Annotated in this window: 15 protein-coding genes; 1 reads left to right on the top strand and 14 read right to left on the bottom strand. The window is 55.7% G+C overall.

Annotated features, from left to right (window positions below):
* Nucleotides 1-70: 70 nt before the first annotated feature.
* From WKS99_RS00715 to WKS99_RS00770, 12 genes are all read right to left on the bottom strand, one after another.
* Nucleotides 71-907, bottom strand: coding sequence for a nitroreductase family protein (locus WKS99_RS00715; protein WP_374739753.1), 837 nt, complete (start codon nucleotides 905-907; stop codon nucleotides 71-73).
* A 16-nt stretch (nucleotides 908-923) separates the two neighbouring features.
* A complete protein-coding gene (locus WKS99_RS00720) occupies nucleotides 924-1172 on the bottom strand; it encodes a TIGR04076 family protein (protein WP_147572103.1) in 249 nt (82 codons plus the stop codon).
* 83 nt (nucleotides 1173-1255) lie between these two features.
* Complete coding sequence (locus WKS99_RS00725; protein ID WP_147572102.1) at nucleotides 1256-2026, bottom strand: IclR family transcriptional regulator; 771 nt, start codon at nucleotides 2024-2026, stop codon at nucleotides 1256-1258.
* 156 nt (nucleotides 2027-2182) lie between these two features.
* Nucleotides 2183-3565 (bottom strand): allantoinase AllB, encoded by a 1383-nt coding sequence (allB, locus tag WKS99_RS00730; protein WP_207721878.1) that lies wholly within the window; start codon nucleotides 3563-3565, stop codon nucleotides 2183-2185.
* A gap of 23 nt (nucleotides 3566-3588) precedes the next feature.
* On the bottom strand, nucleotides 3589-4782 hold the full coding sequence (locus tag WKS99_RS00735) for a Zn-dependent hydrolase (RefSeq protein WP_186852049.1): 1194 nt from the start codon (nucleotides 4780-4782) through the stop codon (nucleotides 3589-3591).
* A 114-nt stretch (nucleotides 4783-4896) separates the two neighbouring features.
* Nucleotides 4897-6336, bottom strand: a complete 1440-nt coding sequence (locus WKS99_RS00740) for a sodium:solute symporter family protein (protein ID WP_147572100.1) — start codon at nucleotides 6334-6336, stop codon at nucleotides 4897-4899.
* Nucleotides 6337-6597: 261 nt separating this feature from the next.
* The gene (locus WKS99_RS00745) at nucleotides 6598-7245 is read right to left on the bottom strand and encodes an aspartate/glutamate racemase family protein (protein ID WP_243200915.1); all 648 of its coding nucleotides are present in this window, start codon (nucleotides 7243-7245) and stop codon (nucleotides 6598-6600) included.
* Between the two features lie 264 nt (nucleotides 7246-7509).
* Nucleotides 7510-9048: an amidohydrolase family protein gene (locus tag WKS99_RS00750; protein WP_147572098.1), complete on the bottom strand. Its 1539-nt coding sequence runs from the start codon at nucleotides 9046-9048 to the stop codon at nucleotides 7510-7512.
* A gap of 273 nt (nucleotides 9049-9321) precedes the next feature.
* Nucleotides 9322-10812: a UDP-glucose--hexose-1-phosphate uridylyltransferase gene (gene galT, locus WKS99_RS00755; RefSeq protein ID WP_340405162.1), complete on the bottom strand. Its 1491-nt coding sequence runs from the start codon at nucleotides 10810-10812 to the stop codon at nucleotides 9322-9324.
* Nucleotides 10813-10848: 36 nt separating this feature from the next.
* The gene (galE, locus tag WKS99_RS00760; protein ID WP_186852046.1) at nucleotides 10849-11838 is read right to left on the bottom strand and encodes a UDP-glucose 4-epimerase GalE; all 990 of its coding nucleotides are present in this window, start codon (nucleotides 11836-11838) and stop codon (nucleotides 10849-10851) included.
* A gap of 26 nt (nucleotides 11839-11864) precedes the next feature.
* Entirely contained in the window at nucleotides 11865-13166 is a 1302-nt protein-coding gene (locus WKS99_RS00765) for a galactokinase (RefSeq protein WP_186852045.1), read from the bottom strand.
* 131 nt (nucleotides 13167-13297) lie between these two features.
* Complete coding sequence (locus tag WKS99_RS00770; RefSeq protein ID WP_186852044.1) at nucleotides 13298-14332, bottom strand: LacI family DNA-binding transcriptional regulator; 1035 nt, start codon at nucleotides 14330-14332, stop codon at nucleotides 13298-13300.
* 157 nt (nucleotides 14333-14489) lie between these two features.
* Here WKS99_RS00770 and WKS99_RS00775 point away from each other — a divergent pair, with 157 nt between their 5' ends.
* The gene (locus WKS99_RS00775; protein ID WP_186852043.1) at nucleotides 14490-15539 is read left to right on the top strand and encodes an aldose epimerase family protein; all 1050 of its coding nucleotides are present in this window, start codon (nucleotides 14490-14492) and stop codon (nucleotides 15537-15539) included.
* A gap of 114 nt (nucleotides 15540-15653) precedes the next feature.
* Here the strand turns inward: WKS99_RS00775 and WKS99_RS00780 are convergent, their stop codons facing one another.
* Nucleotides 15654-16412 (bottom strand): creatininase family protein, encoded by a 759-nt coding sequence (locus tag WKS99_RS00780; protein WP_186852042.1) that lies wholly within the window; start codon nucleotides 16410-16412, stop codon nucleotides 15654-15656.
* 39 nt (nucleotides 16413-16451) lie between these two features.
* On the bottom strand, nucleotides 16452-17378 hold the full coding sequence (locus WKS99_RS00785) for a nucleotidyltransferase family protein (RefSeq protein WP_340405163.1): 927 nt from the start codon (nucleotides 17376-17378) through the stop codon (nucleotides 16452-16454).
* Between the last annotated feature and the right edge of the window lie 428 nt (nucleotides 17379-17806).

Consider the following 17806-nt stretch of genomic DNA (forward strand, 5'->3'; position numbering starts at 1 on the left):
AGGGTTTTGTTCCATCCATCTCCAATTATTAATCAGGATATGTCGCGGAGCTGTAGCGCTTCAGTCTCTACTATCGCCAAAAAACTTCCAGAGGATCCCTGGCCACAAGCCGTCTGAACTTCACATCAGGGTATCCGAAGATCATGCATCCACAGATTCGTTTTCCTTCCGGCAGTCCTATCAGCGCTCCAAACCGCTTCATATACTCCATTTGAGCGGTCAGCAGGCCCATCTGCCCACACCAGCAGGTGCCCAACCCAAGCGAGGGTGCCATGAGCGACAAAAATGTAAGAGAAAACTGGCTGTTCTCCTTCCATCGCTCGTGGTCCATATCTGCCAGAGTAAATATCAGCTGAGGTGCGCCGTAAAAAAGCGCGTCTGTCTTTTTCTCCTCCTGGACCAGTACAGGGCGCATGACACGGCTTCGCAGTGGAAAGTCCTCCGGCAAAGTTCTTGCGATCTCACAGTATAGTTGATTGATCTGTACCACTTTTTCCCGTCCGCTCACCACCAAATAGCTGATCCCCTGCGCATTCTTCGCGGTCTGAGGATAGCGTCCGGCATTGAGAAGTCTCTCTATGACATCTTTAGGGACCAGATCAGACCGATATCGGCGCACTGACCTGGGTGTCCGAAGGAAGGCCAGAGCCTCTTCCGGGGGCAGGACCAGAGGCTGTTCCGTCTGGAGGGGCGCATATGGATGTTCCATACAGCCGGTGGGACAGACCGCTGCACAATGACCGCAGCGGCTGCATCTGTCCAAATCAATCTTTACCCCATATTCTGTTTGCGTGATGGCATCCGCTTGTAGTACGCATTCTCTATAACACATTCCGCAGGAGGGGCACTGTATTTCGTATGTTCTATCAGCTGCTCTGTTTCCCATTGTTTTCCTCTTTTCAGTCATTTCTGCACAGCGGATCTCAATCCAGGCGCATCACTTGGAATACGACGCTTTCGCCGCAGTCGGGACACTGAACCGGCGTCGGCTTTACACTTCCGCCCCGGCGGGCGGCATATACAAACGGATAAACGGCGTTTAAAGCCACAGCGCACAGTTCCGCGCTCTTTTCCTTTTCAATAAATGCGCCGCTGAAATAGATCTCATCCCCCGCCTGATAGTGGGGGCAGCCGCTCTCCAATACCACAATCTTTGTTTTATGGTCTTCCATGGCGATCCTCCTTTTGTGTTCTGGCCCTGAGCCGGGAAAATGGGCATGGGCCGTCCTGAGGCTAAGTAAAGCCGATAGGTCCTTTATACGATAGACAGCACCTCTTGGATCCTCTCTATCGACGCTTGCAGGGCGCGGCGCATCTGTTCACGGCCCTTATTGGTCATGCGATGCTCCTCCCCTACGATGCCTAAAGAGTAAATGATGCGTCCGTCCCGCCCAAACAGCGGCATGGAAATAGAGGAAACTCCCTCGTCCCGCTCGGAAGTAGATACACAGTATCCGGTTTCCCTAATCTTCTCCAATGTCTTAAAGAGTGCCTCCCGGCCTTCCTCTGTGATGTCAGGGCTGTCCAACTGAATTGCCTTTTCCTGCATCTCCTTAGGGAGATAGGCCAGCAGGACTTTCCCGGTGGAACCTTTGGTCATTCCGATGGCATACCCTACGTTGGAAGATATCTGGAGCGCATTGTTGGATTTTATTTTTGTGATACAGACCGCCTGATAGCCGTCTACCAGGCCGGTCAGGACAATATCCTCGTTAAACCGCTGCCCCAGCAGCTGCATCTCACGATAGATCATGTCGTCAATAGAAAACTGCTGACGGGAAACAGCCGAGAGGACGATCAGCTTCGCGCCAATCCGATATTTCCCATTTGGCGCGTCTTGGACTAGCCACCCTGTATGTTCCAGCGTTTTGACGATACGAAACACCGAGGTCTTATGCAGTCCTAACTCCTGGCTGATGTCGGTCACACCAAGATATTTGACATCTTTGACCCGATATAGATTCAAAATTTCTGTCGCCCGGACAATGGAATTGATATACTCACTTTCCTTCAGACTTTCCTTCATTTCCGCCCCTCTTTTTCATTTCATGTGAATATCCATTGATAGGATACCGCTTTGGATTATATCCTGTTTCTCTCCGGATTTCAACATGAACCGGCAGGATGCAGAGAGCCCCCGAGCAGTAGCCGGGGGCTCTTTGAGCAGGAAAGAGAGAATAAGTTATTTCTGGGGAGTAACCAACTGACCGTATCCGGCGCAATCTGGATCCACGACGCCGTCCTCCATCAGAACGCGGCCCCGCACCACCGTATAGTTCAGCTTGCAGCCCAACTCCCAGCCGTCAAAGATGCGGGCGGTCTCACGGGCTTTGCTGTAACTCTTGTTCCGGTCCACCACGGTAGTGTCGTTCATGTCAAATACCACCAAGTCAGCATCCGCGCCGGCACTAATGGTCCCCTTCTGGGGATAGATATTAAAGCACCGAGCGGGATTGACGCACAGCAGCTCCACCACACGCTCGATGGTGGTCTTTCCACGGGCGGCGGCATCCAGCATCAGCGGCAGACGCAGGTCCACGCCGGGGGCACCGCAGAATGCCTTAAAGATGTCCTCGTTCCCCTGCTCTTTCTCCGAGAGCAGGAAGGGGCCGTGGTCACTGCCAATAAAGTCGATGGTGCCATCGTTTACATAGTCCCACAGCTTCTCCACGGTCTCCTTGGGACGCAGCGGGGGGTTGCAGCGGGCAAAGGGACCATACTTCTCCAACGCGGTCTCATCCAACAGCAGGTAGTGGGGGCAGGTCTCCACAAAGACCTTCTGTCCCTCAAAGCGAGCCTTTCTGGCCAGCTCCATGGACTCCACTGTGGACATATGGGCCAGCTCCAGCGTGCATCCTGTCTCCTTGGCAAACATGATGAGCTTTGCTACGGTGGAATACTCCGTGATGGGAGGACGGGACTTACAGTGGTCAAGAGGCTTGGTGTGCCCTTCGGCCCGCATCTTGGCGATGTTATAGGTAATCAGGTCATTATTCTCCGCATGGGAGGCCATCATGAGTCCGGTCTTTGCGATTTCACGCATACCCACCAGAATCTCAGCGTCGTTGGCCATCGTCAGGCCCACGAATTCTTTCTCACGGCCCTCAGGCGCCTGGTGGAGGAAGGATTTATAGGCCACGATGCCCTCCTTGGCGATCTCGGTGATCTCCTCGGGGAACTCTCCGCCGGCCGCGCCGTAAAAGGCGTAGTCCACCACACATTTGTCTCGGGCGATATTCTTGCGGTTATCCAGGATCTCCTTGTTGTACTGAGGAGGCGTGGAAATGGGGTGCTCCAGGATGGTGGTGCAGCCGCCCTGTGCCGCGCTCATGGTGCCGGTGTAAAAGTCTTCCCGGTCATCATGTCCTGGGCTGCGGATGTGTACATGGGTGTCGATGCCACCGGGGATCACATACTTCCCCTCCGCTTCAATGACGCGCTTCGCCTCACCCAGGATGCCGCACTCAGCCACACAGGCAATCTTACCATCCTTGACGCCTACGTCGCACTTTTTGAATACTCCATCTACATAGGTGAGGCCATTTTTGACCAAAAGATCCAGCATAGTTATCCTTCCTTTCCAATTTCTCAAAGATCTGTTTTATCCAGAGCTAACACGGTTTCATACAGGACATCCGCGCCCAGATCGATGTGCTTCGGATCCGTCCATTCGTCTCCATGGTGGCTAATCCCCTTTACACTGGGCACGAACACCATCCCAATGGGGACCCCTTCGTGCGCCATGGGATTTGCGTCATGGCCGGCGCCGCTGGGCATGATGATATGGCTGATATTCAAGCGGGTACAAACATGGTCGATCGTATCAATCAGGGCCGGGTCACAGGGAGTGGAGTACTTTGCCACAGTGTTCACAAAAGTAAACTCACAGTTGGATATCTCCTTGGCCATCGCCTGGATATCTGCATAGAACTGATCTGTGACCGCCTTGTCCATGTGCCGCATCTCAAAGGTTGCGACTACCTCGTTTGGAATAACATTCTCCTGCCCTGGGGCAACAGAGAGCTTTCCTACGGTGAACACCAGGGTATCATCCAGCTCTCTGGCGCGGGCATCGGCCCCCACAATGAGCTTGGACATCCCTACCAGCGCATCCTTGCGGCTGGGCATCATCGTCGTGCCGGCATGGTTACTGATCCCGTGGGCGGTCACCTCATAGCGGACAACGCTGACGATCCCGCTCACGACGCCAATATCCAGCCCGGCGCTGTCCAGCTTGTCGCCCTGCTCAATGTGGTACTCCAAATAACACCCATATTTATCCAAGTCCTTTTTGGCAGCTCGGACATTTTCCGGTTTCATTCCATACTTGGCCAGCCGTTCAGCATAGCCGGGAGCCTCCGCATCCACCATACCAGCCACACAGCGGCTTCCAAAAGTGCCCCCCAGAGGGCTGGATTCCTCCAGGTTAAAGCCCCAGATCTCCAGCGGATGCTTCAATGCCCGGCCCTGCTCCTTCAAGCGGTAAACCACCTCCAGCGCGCCAGTAACGCCCAGCATACCGTCAAAGACGCCGCCCTTGATCACCGTATCCAGATGAGATCCGAGTACAATGGACTTGGCCTCCGGGTCAGTGCCAGGGAGGATGCCATGCAGATTTCCAACCGGATCCTGCTCCGCTTTCATCCCCAGGGCCTCCATCCTCATTTTGACCTGCTCCAGGGCCTGGAAATACCCCTCTGACGCGCCAAGCCTCGTGATAGAACCGTCCTCATTCCGGCCGATCCCCCCAATCTCCTGGAGCATATCGTTTAACCGACTCATGATCACTGTCACCTCGTCTAACATATATCCTCCATCCCAGGTCCAGTTCCCCTAAGATGGTTTCTCTCAGCACCGGGATATCTCTGGAGATATCCCGGTGTCTGATTTCAAAAATTACTGTTTGCCAAACAGGTTCTCCATCACTTCCTTGTCGGCTGTATCATTTGCGCTGGCAGGCGTAATCCAGGAGGCGACCATGATGACCACGAAGCAGACGGCGCAAGCCGGCAGAGCGGGCATGATGCCAAAGGGCTGGTTCAGCGCGTACCAGATAACCGCGGTGACAAAGCCACAAACCGCGGCGATCATGGCGCTGATCTTGTTCGCCTTCTTATAGGCGACGCCCACCATAGTGGTGACTGCCAGGGCGGAACCCATCAGGGTAACGGCCTTCGCCTGGAAGGTCTGGATGGTATCATTGATGAAGAAGGTCAATACCACGCTGCCCACACCGAACACGATGGTGGACACACGGGACACCAGCAGCTCCTCCTTATCCGTCACGTTGCTCTTAACCTTGCAGTAGAAGTCGTGGGTAAAGGTGGTAGCTACTAGCAGCAACAGAGAGTCAGCGGTAGAAATGATGGCGGCGACCACAGCAGCCAACATCACAGCGCCCATCAGAGGAGTGACCTCGGACATAATCAGGGTGGTGAACACCGCGTCCTGCTTCTCAATGCCGGGATGGATCAGGATGCCGCACAGACCGATGATAGCCAGAGGCACATAGAACAGCAGCAGGCCGATGCCGGTGATGCCCTGGGACTTAGAGGCAACCTCAGGAGACTCAGCCGACATGAAGCGGGCCACGAACTGGGGAGCGCCAAAGTTGCAGATACCCCAGGTAATGACCCAAGACAGGGCGGTCATGGGCGGGATAGAGACACTGAAGCCCTGGACAAACTCCGGGTCAACGGCAGCAATGCCCTCGTTCATGGCGGTAAAGCCGCCCACACGGAACAGGAATTCTCCCGCGATGATCCACACGCCCACGATGATGACCAGCGCGCAGACCGTATCCGTCCAAGCCACAGCCTTCATACCGCCGATACAGGTAAAGACGATAAAGACCAGCAGCAGAATAACGCAGCAGGTAATGGTGCTCCAATCAACAAAGGACTGGAGCAGGATGACAGCGCCAGTGACCTGATTGGCCAACAGGGCAGTACAACACAGCACGACCAGCAGGGAGGCCGGAATAGAAAAGGCCCGGCTGTACCGCTTCTCAATAAACTCAGGCAGAGTATTGCATTCACTCTGACGGACCTTTCTGGCAAAGTAAATACAGGCCAGGAAGGAGGTCATCAGGGTTCCGGCGGCATTCCACCAGCCGGGCCAGCCATTCAAGTAATAATAGCCCATATAGGACATAATGGAGGTGGCCGAAACAATGGTGGCGAAATAAGTGCCGGCCATGGGGATCTTACCAAGGGACTTACCAGCTACCATCCAGTCCTCGGAGCTTTTTACGCCCCTGGAGATCATGATACCAATGATGGCCAAGCCAATCATGAACGCAACTGTGACCGCTAAGTAAATCGTGTTGTTATTCATCCCTTCTTACCCCCTTTCTTATCCTTTATGGAAACATAGACCAAGGGGAAAATCCCAAAAAAGAGATAAACAGCCCAGAGGAATATGCAGCTTCCAGAAACTCCCATGTTTCTTCATCCTTTCTGTTTGATACTGATTACAGGCTAAAATACCGGGAAATGGGCTTTTGCGTTATCTTATGTCCTCCTTTCTCAAGCAAACCGGGGTGCTCATTCCTTTGAACTCTATGCCCTCCTCTCCAAACGAGCTGCCCCACTCGGCCTATCCCAGAGTCTTTCTCTGATACTCCTTGTTATGAACCGCTCCATCCGCAAGGATCAGGGCCCATATCAGACCGTCAAAAACTGGTACATTCAGCTCTTGCTCCAGGGCGCTGTCCAGGCCGCTATAATTGGCACAGCCCAGCACGATGGCGTTAACTCCTGGGACCTGCAGAGCTTTTCTCCCTGCATCCAGCAGGTGCTCCTTCTCGTTCCCTCCGCTGACCACCACAGTCCTCAGTTCTTCTTCACAGTGGTATTTTCGGGCGAGGGCGAATTTTTTGGGAATGATCTTCTCAGACGGAGTAATCACCGCATATCCGCCATGCAGCATAGCCGCCATCCTCATCGATGCTTCGGCAATGCCAAAGACGGGCTTGCCACCGGCTACTTCCCGTACCAGGTCCAGATTTGGGTCGGCATGGCAGGCCAGGATAAAGGCATCATATCGCTCTCTCCCCGCCCGTACCGTGGCGATCAGTTCCATGGCAGAGGCCGCCTGGTCCTCATAGGTGACCACCAATTTGGGGGCTGTTCTCATGGACACCACGTCGAACTCTCCCCGGTCCTCCAAAAACGACTGTGCCGTTTTGGATAACACATCTGCCGTTTCCTGGTCGCTATTTGGATTGATGATCAACACTCTCATCGCTTTCACCTTTCCAATCCAATTTACACAATATTGAAACATATTTCTTTAAGTTGACGGCATAATCCACTCTGGGACCCATAGACGTTCCGTCATTGTTCCAAATGTATCTTGATGATAAATATGTCTTGTCCTACTGCCTCATGACAGATATCGCAGGATATTGTGCTCTATTGAAAATAGAGCACAAGTCAGGGGCCCCTGACTTGTTTTGCGGTTGTTTTACCGGTTCCTCCTAAACACAGGATCGTTTCCTCGTAGCAGTCAATTCCGGCTGTTGAAGTGATAAAATGGATCTAGCTCCACATTCTCCAGCCAGCTGTTGTACCAAGCCTGGTAATAGGGCCTAATACGCTCCAAAAAGGCCTCCCGGTCCAACTGGGCCTGAGTGCGTCCATGGCTCACCTGCTCCCGCACCTCCTGATAGAGGGCCTCCAAATCAATCTTCAGCAGCTTGCGGTGCTCCATAATCTTCTCTCCGCCTACGATCACCGTATCCGTATAGCGCCCCAGTCCGCGGCGCAGCACTACCTCTCCCATATCGAAGCCAGGCAGCATACAGGGCGCATTCAGAATCTCCTGAGTATTCACAAGAATCATATCGGCCTTCATACCTGGACGCAGGGCCCCGATCTCTCCGGCAAAGCCAGTGGGCCTAGCCCCGTTCACCGTGGCCAGCCGCAGGACCTCATAAGGGCTCAATGCCGGACACTCTGTGAGGGAAATACCAGCGTGTCGGTGGAGGAAATAGATCATCCTCATCTCCATGAAGGGGTCTTCGTCATCGTTGATCCCCTTCTCATCCATCCCCATGGCCACATTCATCCCGGCCTTCAGCATATAATAGACCGGCGCGATTCCATCCCGCATGATCAAATTACAGCTGGCGTGGTGGGTGACAAAGGCGTCTTTTTCCGCCAACAGAGCAATATCCTCTTCACTCAGGTAGACAGCGTGGCCCAGCACCAGGTTGGAGTCCACCAGTCCCAGATCATCTAGATGCCCTACCAGTGATTTTCCATATTTGCGCAGGCCAAAGGCCTTTTGGACCGGGGTCTGCAAACAGTGGAGGTGGATGGGTATCTTATGAAGCTGGTCTGCCCGCTCCTTTACACGCCTTAAGAACTCATCCGTAGACCCCTGGACCCAATTTGGCCCAAAAAAGATCCGGGTCTTTGCGCTATTATACTTCGAATATAGATCCTCAAAGGCCTCCATATACTCATCGACCGCCCGCTCCTGATCGATATATACCATGGGCTCGGCCTCTTGCCGCAGGTCGGGCGGCAGTGTCTTTAGAAATTCCCGGTCGTCGTAGGCTAGCACGTTCTTATTTCGCACACCGGGGGAAAAACCCAGTCGGATACCAGTCGTCTGATACCCTTCTATCTTTCTGGCACACGTCTCTTTCAGATGAGGGTCCAGCGCCGCCCCACTCTCGTTATGGTGCAGGGTTGTGCAGCCATTTTGGATATGACGCACCGCGTTGAGCATAGCCGTGGTTTCAGGCTGGAGCTGAAAGGCTGTGGCAAATTTCAAAAGGGCGTTCTCCAGGTAGTCCAGCGTGACGCCCCTCTGTACATAGGACAGGCCGGCGCCATGGGTATGGGCGTCAATCAGACCCGGCATGAGGATCTGGGTGCCGTCCCCAGCTACATCCTCCTGAGGATACCTCCGGTGCAGGTCTTCATAAGGGCCGATCTCCCGAATCGTATCCTGGCAAATTAGGACAGCGGCATCCTCTTGAAATACAGATTTGCCGTTTGCTCCATCCGTAAGGACATATTTTCCTCTTACCAGCATAACAGCTCCTCCTGCCTCCTAAAGAATTCACAATAACGAAATATATTTTATGTATATGTCTATAATAGCCATTTTTTATAAATCTGTCAATGAATTTTAAGTTAATTTTTCTTTTAAACACCAATAATTTCCATTTAGAGCGCTTTAAGTTCCAAAATTGTGAACAGGAGTGAAGTGCAAATTAGAGATATAGCAGCTTGGGCACCAGGATATCTAAAAATAAAAACAGGGCCCACAGCTATCTCTGCTGTGGGCCCATATCGATTCATTTGTTCAGATGGTCTTCAGGAATCTTAAGAAAGCCTCTCTGCCCTCGTTGGACCGCTTATACACTCCGGCATGCTCCAGTACCTGGGCAAAGACCAGTCCGGTCTCCCTCTGGACAATGTCCAGGGCGTTTTCCCGTGTGATAGTATATTTTGTCTGGAATCTCTCCGCCCAATCCGCGTGCTTTTCTGTCAGCACGCTGGCCCGCAGATCCGAGCCGGAGACCAGGCTGTCGGCTACGGCCGCAAGCTCCTCCTTCAGCCGGGCGGGAAGGACTGCCAGCCCCATTACCTCGATCAGGCCGATATTCTCCTTCTTGATGTGGTGGAGCTCGGCGTGGGGGTGATACAGCCCCAGGGGATGTTCCTCTGTAGTCAGATTGTTCCGCAGCACCAGATCCAGCTCATATTTCCCGTCCCGCATCCTGGCGATAGGCGTAATCGTATTGTGGGGAACACCCTCCGTCTCGGCCAAAATAGCGGCCGCCTCGTCGGTATATCCCCGCCAAGCTGTGAGTATCCTGTCCGCCAGCTCCACCAGACGTCCGCTGTCCTGACAGGCAAGACGAACCACGGACATGGGCCATTTGACGATGCCGGCCTTCACATCCTCAAAACCCGGGAAGGCGAAGGGCGTTTCCACGGGGGCCTTCTCCATAGCAAAGGTATAGCGCCCACCCTGGAAGTGGTCATGCGCCAGGATAGAGCCGCCCACAATGGGCAGGTCGGCGTTGGAGCCCACGAAGTAGTGGGGGAACTGCCGGACGAAGTCCAGCAGCTTTCCAAAGCAGGCCCTGTCGATCTTCATGGGTGTGTGGACGCTGTTCAGGCAGATGCAGTGCTCATTGTAGTACACATAGGGGGAGTACTGCAAAAACCAAGGAGAATCATTAATGGTGATGGGAATGATGCGGTGATTCTGCCGGGCCGGATGGTTCACCCGGCCAGCATAGCCCTCGTTTTCGGCGCATAGCTGACAGCGGGGATAGTTGGAAGCGGGCAGATCCCGGGCAGCCGCGATGGCCTTGGGGTCCTTCTCCGGCTTGGACAGGTTAATGGTGATGTCCAGCTGGCCGTACTCCGTGTCCGTTTTCCACTGCATATCCTTCGCGATGCGGTCCCGCCGGATATAGTTGGTGTCCTGACTCAGCTCGTAATACCAGTCAGTGGCCTTTTGGGGAGCCTCACAGTACAGCGCCTGGAACTTGCTGATGACCTGAGCAGGCCGGGGGGTGAGCCGCCCCATAAGCTCAGTGTCAAACAGGTCCCGGTAGACAACAGAGTTCTCTGTCAGTACGCCCCTGGCGTAGGCGTCGTCCAGCAGCTCCTCCAGCACGGGAGCCAGCTCGATTTCTCCCCACTCCTGTCCAGGGTCGGTGTAGCTGTCCAGCTTGAGCGTATCCAAAATCGTGTTTACCGCCCAGAGGTACTCGCTCTCTTCGATCAGCCCAGTGCGCAGGGCATAGACAGCCAGTTTGGAAACAGCGGCGTCGATCATGTTCCTCACCTCATACTCTATTTTCTGTGGTGCTCCTCAGCCCTGATAGCCGTTGGGATGATTTTTATGCCAAGTCCAGGCGGAGGACACGATGGTGTCCAGCTCCGCGTACTGGGGCTTCCAGCCCAGGACAGTCTTGGCCTTCTCCGAAGACGCCACAAGCTGGGCCGGGTCGCCCGCCCGCCGGGGGCAGATCTCGGCTGGGATGGGGTGGCCGGTCACTTTACGGGTCACATCGATGACCTCCTTGACGGTAAAGCCCACTCCGTTTCCCAGGTTGAACACGTTGTTCTCTCCACCGGCCAGCAGATAATCCAGCGCCAGGATATGTGCCTGGGCAAGATCAGTGACATGGATATAGTCCCGTACGCAGGTCCCGTCCCGGGTGGGGTAGTCATCGCCAAAGACAGAAATCTTCTCCCGCTCCCCGTTGGGCACCTGGAGGATCAGGGGGATGAGGTGTGTCTCAGGGTCGTGGGCTTCGCCGATGGCTCCGGAGGGATGGGCACCGCAGGCGTTGAAGTACCGCAGGGCCACATACCTCAGGCCGTGGGCCCGGCTGGTCCAGGACATCATGCGCTCCATGGCCAGCTTGGTCTCACCGTAGCAGTTGGTGGGTTCGGTCCGGTCGCTCTCCAGGATGGGCACCCGCTCCGGCTCACCATAGGTGGCGGCGGTGGAGGAAAAGACGATCTTATCCACCCCATGGGCCACCATGGACTGGAGCAGGACGGTGGTGCCCCAGAGGTTGTTGTCATAATACTTCAGCGGGTCCACCATGGACTCCCCAACCTGGGAGGAGGCGGCGAAGTGAATAACTCCCTCAATGGTCTCCTTCTCAAAAAGAGCGTCCACGGCCTTCCGGTCCCGGATGTCCAGCTCATAGAACCGGGCCTTGGGGTGTACGGCGGCCCGGAAGCCGGTGAGCAGGTTGTCCGCCACCACCACGTCCCGGCCAGCGTCGATCAGCTCATACACAGTGTGGGAGCCGATATAGCCAGCTCCACCCAGTACTAAAATCGCCATAATATAAAGACCTGCCTTTCTTAAATTCAACCAATCACCACAGTTCCGCCCTGGGGACGGATGTGGAGGATGTGACACTTGCCGCGGCCCAGCAGGGCCTCCATACCGGACCGGAAGGCCTCCAGCCTGTCGTTGGGGACGAAGGCCTGGATGGTGCCGGCAAAGCCTCCGCCATGGACCCGGATGGCTCCAGTGCCCTCCAGCAGTTCTTGACCGGCGGCCAGGGCCAGAGGGATGGCCTGCTGACTCGGATCTGATATAGACCAGGTATTCTGCAGATGGACTGCCGAGGAGAGGCCGGAGGCGTTGACCAGCTCCAGGAACCTGGCGAAATCTCCCCGCTCCAGGGCCTCGCCCTCCTGGACTGCCCTACGGTCATCCTCGTAGTAATGGATGGCCCGGAGGACTGCCCGGTCTCCACAGCGGACCCGCAGGGAGGGGATGGCGGCGCGGAAGTCGGCCTCAGGAACATCCCGCAGGAACCGCTTGTTGAAGTGGGCCGCCACGGCGCCCATCTCCCGCGTAATGTCAGCGTAGTCATCGGTCAGGTCGCCATGACTGGAGCCGGTGTCCACGATGCACAGGGCGTGGCCGGACCGGGTAAAGTCATATTTCACCTTCTTGACTAACGGAGCGGACGGATCGGCAAAGTCGATGGCCACGGCCCCGCCCACCGAGGAGCCCATCTGGTCCATCAGGCCGCAGGGCTTGCCAAAATACACGTTCTCCGCGTACTGGCCAATCTTGGCGATCTGAATGGGGTCCAGCGCCCCACCGCAGCAAAAGTGGTTCAGGATATTGCCCACCAGCACCTCATAGGCGGCGGAGGAGGACAGTCCAGATCCGGACAGCACATTTGAGGTCACATAGGCGTCAAAGCCGGACAGCGGGTAACCCAACTCCGCAGCCTTGGCAGCCACCCCTCGGACCAGGGCCGCGGAGGTATTCCGTTCCCGCTCCCTGGGCAGCAGGCTGCTCAACTCCACCTCCAGGGTGGGATAGCCCTGGGAGTGAATACGGATGACCTCCTTCCCGTTGGGGGCGGCACAGGCCAACATATCCAAGTCCACACTGCCGCACAGCACATGGCCGTGCTGGTGGTCGGTATGGTTGCCGCCGATCTCGGTGCGGCCGGGGCCGCTGAACAGAGCCACCGAAGCATGTTCCTCAGGGGTAAAAATCTCCGCAAAGGAACGGACCACCTGGGCGGCCCGTTCCTGGGCCCTGTCCAGACTTGCCTGTGTCCCATCCAGGGCGTAGAGGGCGGCCAGCACCTCGTCGTGGGTGCCGGCGGTCAGTTCTTGGAGCAGCTTGGCACAGCTGTTCATCGAGAGGTCACCTCATTCTCTTTTTTGATAGGTCAAGTATATTAAATTTTTACTAAAAATTCAACCACAATTTTTTCCATTAAAAAACTTTGGAACAGTATACAGAAATAAGGGCCTTTTTCTAGTGGTTTTCACAGTCGTCTGACTGGTCCGGTGCTCTCCCGCACAGTTAGAGTGGGCGGCACAACCAGCTTCAGCGGCAGGGTGCGGATGGGCTCCCGCCCTCCGATGGACGCCCTCTCCCCCAGCAGGCGCAGGGCCGCTCGTGCCATCTCCTCTACATGGGTGGACACAGAGGTGAGGGGCGGGTCCACAAGGGCAGAACGGGGCGTATCATTGAAGGACACAACCGACAGGTCGCCTGGAACAGACAGACCTGCCTCCCGCAAAGCCAGGAGGGCGCCCACAGCGCCCTCCTCGTTGGCGCACAAGAAAGCGGTAGGGAGGGCCGCTCCAGAGGATAAAAGCTCCCCCACCGCCCTGGCGGCGGCCTGGGCCTCCATGGGGCAGTCCAGCATCAGGCCCAGATCCAGCAGCCCTCTCTGTTCTGCCTGCCTCTCAAACAGCTGGCGACGGACCTCCAGCGCCCGCTGGCGGCGGTCATCCAATTTATATACCGGTCCGATAAAGCCGATCCTAGTGTGGCCCAGCTCAGTCAGGTGGTCCAGGGCCAGGGATATCCCTAGCTCATAGCCCAGCACTACCGAATCAAACCGGCTCTCAAAGGGAGATGAGTCCAAAAAAACCAGATTGGGGGACAGGGCCGCCAGAGAGTCGATCTGTGCTGGGGTAAACAGGCCGATGGCCACAACACCGTCCAGTTTCTCCTCCGGAGCCAAAAATCCCTCTCCCCTGCTCTCCAACGGAATGCAGGTATATTTCCTATCCAGGCAATTCTGGCGGAGGAAATTACTAAGATAGAGGTAATAAGGGTCGTCCAGCTGCTGGACCGGGGTGAGCATCTCCGCCACTCCAACCCGGAGCAACCCCTTCGGGCTCCTTCCCCGGCGGCTTCGGGTCGCGGTGTAGTTTAGCCGTCCCGCCTCCTCCAGCACCTTTCTCCTGGCCTCAGCTGTAACGGACAAGGAGGGGTCCCCCGACAGGATCCGGGAGATGGTAGCCGGAGAATAGCCCGTCCGGTCGGCAAGTTCTTTCAGGGTCGCCATAGCAGTCCTCCACAAAATTTTACTAAAAATAAAATAGCACATTCGGAAAATTTTATCAAGACTCACAGCCCCTTTTCTTTGCCTTTTTCCTAAAACTCTGCTACACTGGTGTCACATCTAACCTATAAAGGTCACAGTATCAAAAGGGGGCCTATCTATGACCACTGCCAGCCGTCAGCCCTTTGGCACCACCCACCACGGACAGCCGGTGGAGTTGCTCACGCTGGACAACGGCACTCTGTCCTGTCAAATCATTACCTTTGGCGCCGCCTTACGTGCCCTCTGGGTACCGGACCGGACCGGAAGGCCTGTGGACGTGGTCCTGGGGTACGAGACTCTCAAGGAGTATCAGGACCAGGACGGCTATCTGGGGGCGGTCGTGGGCCGCTTTGCCAACCGCATCGCTGGAGGCAGGTTTTCCCTGAATGGCCGGGAATATACCCTGGCAGTCAACAATGGCCCCAACCACCTGCATGGTGGTCTCCAGGGTTTCTCCTATAAGGTATGGACTGTGGAGGAGCTGACCGGAAGCCGTGCGGTTCTGTCCCTGTCCAGCCCGGACGGCGAGGAGGGCTATCCCGGTTCTCTGGAAGTCCGGGTCACCTACCAACTGGACCGCTCTACCCTATCCATCCACTATCAGGCCTGCAGTGACCAAGACACCCCCTGTAATCTGACCAACCACAGCTATTTCAACCTGGATGGCCAGGGCTCTGGCCCGGTATTGAACCAGGAGATCCGACTCTACGCCGGGTCCTATACTCCCGCTGACCAGACCAGTATCCCCTTTGGCTCTATTCAGCCGGTGGAGGGCACCCCGATGGACCTACGCTCCCCTACCCCCATTGGAGCCCACATTGAGGACCCCTTCCAGCAGTTGGAGTGGGGCAGTGGCTATGACCATAACTATGTGGTGGATGGACCTTTCGGGCTGCTCCGCCCCGCTGCCTGGGCCCGTTCGGCGGCCAGCGGCATCGCCCTCCAAGTGGATACCACCCTGCCGGGTCTCCAGTTCTACACCGCTAATTTCCTGGAAGCGGGCCGCCGTGGGAAAGAGGGGGCGGTGTACGCCCCCCGTCACGCCTTTTGTCTGGAGACCCAGTTTTTCCCCGACTCCCCCAACCAGCCCGCCTTTCCCTCCGCCATTTTGCGGGCCGGAGAGCACTATGACCATATCACCCGCTTCTGCTTCTCCACAGAAGATTGATAGGATTAGAAAGCCGCCTACGCTCACTGCATAGGCGGCTTTTTCTTCTTTTTGATTGAAATCTCAGGTTCGGAAACCGTTTTCCAAAATTCGGATCGGGTCTCCCTCTCCTTCCTAGTCAAAATAGTCCAGGAATCTGGCCAGTTCCTCCGTCACTGACTCAAAAAAGGCTTTGCCCTTCTGGGCTGTAGCCAACTGAGGCTGGCCAATATGCCCCTCTCGGTTGTCTTCATCAAAACGATGGAATCTCTGATATGCCTTGCTGCCCAAGAGGTCCTTTTGAAACCAGGGGCGCTCGGCCACAGGTCCACAGGGGACGATTTTCTCCTCCTGGACCAGGTCAGGGCGAAGATACATCATCATAGACGTCTCAAATTCGCCCGCATGGCCCATGCCCCCCAGCTCCGATTCCCGAATGGCGCTGATTCGCTCGCGCGCCACATCCCAATACTGCAGTTCCCGTAGCTGAAACTCCGTCCCGTGCTTCTCACCTATCTCATTGACAGCGGCGGACAGATAGACCTGATTTCCCCCGTGGGAGTTCACTAAGAACATCTGGGAAAAACCATTCGCTATCACGTTCTCACAGATAGAAACCGCATACTCCTTCAGCAGATGCTGAGGCATTGTCACATAGCCGGGGGCAAAGCGGTGGTGCGGGGAGTATCCAAAGCATACTTGGGGCAGGAGCAGGACCGGTCTATGGCACAGCTCCGCAGCCCGTTCGGTCACAGCTGCCCCCAGAAAGGCATCTGTCCCCACGGGCAGATGGAGCGAGTGCTGCTCTGTAGACGCGAAGTTTATCATTACTGCCGCCTGATCCCGATAAGCCCCCAGATCCGGGTAGGAGAGTTCAGTCCATCGAATCAACATAGTATCCCTCCTTTCTCTATCTGGCAAGGCCTTCCCGGCTCACCTTTCCCACAGCGACTCGGGGTAAAGCCCCTCGGCCGTCATCCTGGCGACCGCAGCTACCACAGCCGGCTTATCCGCCTGGTAGGTCACGCCATACCACCTGTCCTCAGAGCGCAGTACCTTCACCCTGGCTTTACCCTCCTCCAGCAGTTGGGTAACTACACTGGGCAAGAAATACTCCCCCTTTTGGGGCTCCTCCGCCAGTGCCCGGTCTAGAAAGGCAGGGAAGCGGGCCTCGGCCTCCCGAAGGAAGCTCTGGCTGAAGCCCCAGAGGTTCATGGACACGATGGCGTCTCCAGGCAGATGGGTCCAGGTCTGTCCTCCATCCTCGGTAAAGCGGGCGTCTGTCCCCTCTTTTTCGATATGGGTGCGCTCCGTGACGCTGATCAGATAGTTGTCCTGGTCCTCCTCACACACCCCACGGGCCACATGGCCGTGCTCCGTGACTGTGTTGCCCAAGCGGTAGCCCACCATAGCGTATTCATAGCGGCCGGGCTGGTCCGGATTGCGCTCCAGATAGTCGTAGATGGCCTGAAAGCCCTCTGGGCCGTAGTAGTCATCGGCGTTAACCACCGCGAAAGGGCCGTCAATCAGGTTGCGTGCCGCCAGAATGGCGTGGGCAGTGCCCCAGGGCTTTATCCGGCCTTCCGGAACAGAGTAGCCCTTTGGTATGTCATCCAGCTGCTGATAGGCGTATTTCACATCGATGACCCTGGACAGCCGGTTGCCGATGGCTGTTTTAAAGGTGTCCTCGATTTCGTGCTTGATCACAAAAATAACTGTCTCAAAGCCTGCCCGCCGGGCATCATAGATGGAGTAGTCGATGATGAGCTGGCCATGGCTTCCAACAGGATCCACCTGCTTCAGGCCGCCGTATCGGCTGCCCATACCGGCGGCCATGACCACCAAAACGGGTCTGTTCATTTTATATGCCTCCTGTGTCTTTCATAGATCGGATCGGGGCCCTATGTAAAGTTGCCCCACCCCTAGACTTTTACAGTCAAAAGAGGATCATCACTTACTTTACACGATAGAATTTTTAAGTCAAGCCTTTTCCCGTAAAAATCAGAGAATATAGGCAGGCACAGAGCGAACTCGGCCAGCACGAATATGGCGGTGTCCGAACAAATAAGCCTCCATCTGACCATCTGTAGTCCTCATTGGCCGCTCTTGGAAGCAGGTGTTGACTGTACGCTTTTGTAGAAATAGCGGGCAACGATCCCAGATGAAATATCGAGCCGCGTTGGTAGGCATCTGGAGCGGGTGTTCCAATGAAACAGAACTGTTTGTCAGGGAAAGTTCCCTATAAAACAAAAATCCATTTCCTTTCGGAAACGGATTTTTGAAAGCAG

The sequence above is a fragment of the Flintibacter sp. HCN-6482 genome, assembly GCF_037892565.1.
GTDB classification, from domain to species: domain Bacteria; phylum Bacillota; class Clostridia; order Oscillospirales; family Oscillospiraceae; genus Lawsonibacter; species Lawsonibacter aceti.

Coding starts and splice junctions, on each gene's coding strand:
- WKS99_RS00715 (WP_374739753.1), bottom strand. CDS start 907: ATGACTGAAAAGAGGAAAACAATGGGAAACAGAGCAGCTGATAGAACA.
- WKS99_RS00720 (WP_147572103.1), bottom strand. CDS start 1,172: ATGGAAGACCATAAAACAAAGATTGTGGTATTGGAGAGCGGCTGCCCC.
- WKS99_RS00725 (WP_147572102.1), bottom strand. CDS start 2,026: ATGAAGGAAAGTCTGAAGGAAAGTGAGTATATCAATTCCATTGTCCGG.
- allB (WP_207721878.1), bottom strand. CDS start 3,565: ATGCTGGATCTTTTGGTCAAAAATGGCCTCACCTATGTAGATGGAGTA.
- WKS99_RS00735 (WP_186852049.1), bottom strand. CDS start 4,782: ATGAGTCGGTTAAACGATATGCTCCAGGAGATTGGGGGGATCGGCCGG.
- WKS99_RS00740 (WP_147572100.1), bottom strand. CDS start 6,336: ATGAATAACAACACGATTTACTTAGCGGTCACAGTTGCGTTCATGATT.
- WKS99_RS00745 (WP_243200915.1), bottom strand. CDS start 7,245: ATGAGAGTGTTGATCATCAATCCAAATAGCGACCAGGAAACGGCAGAT.
- WKS99_RS00750 (WP_147572098.1), bottom strand. CDS start 9,048: ATGCTGGTAAGAGGAAAATATGTCCTTACGGATGGAGCAAACGGCAAA.
- galT (WP_340405162.1), bottom strand. CDS start 10,812: ATGATCGACGCCGCTGTTTCCAAACTGGCTGTCTATGCCCTGCGCACT.
- galE (WP_186852046.1), bottom strand. CDS start 11,838: ATGGCGATTTTAGTACTGGGTGGAGCTGGCTATATCGGCTCCCACACT.
- WKS99_RS00765 (WP_186852045.1), bottom strand. CDS start 13,166: ATGAACAGCTGTGCCAAGCTGCTCCAAGAACTGACCGCCGGCACCCAC.
- WKS99_RS00770 (WP_186852044.1), bottom strand. CDS start 14,332: ATGGCGACCCTGAAAGAACTTGCCGACCGGACGGGCTATTCTCCGGCT.
- WKS99_RS00775 (WP_186852043.1), top strand. CDS start 14,490: ATGACCACTGCCAGCCGTCAGCCCTTTGGCACCACCCACCACGGACAG.
- WKS99_RS00780 (WP_186852042.1), bottom strand. CDS start 16,412: ATGTTGATTCGATGGACTGAACTCTCCTACCCGGATCTGGGGGCTTAT.
- WKS99_RS00785 (WP_340405163.1), bottom strand. CDS start 17,378: ATGAACAGACCCGTTTTGGTGGTCATGGCCGCCGGTATGGGCAGCCGA.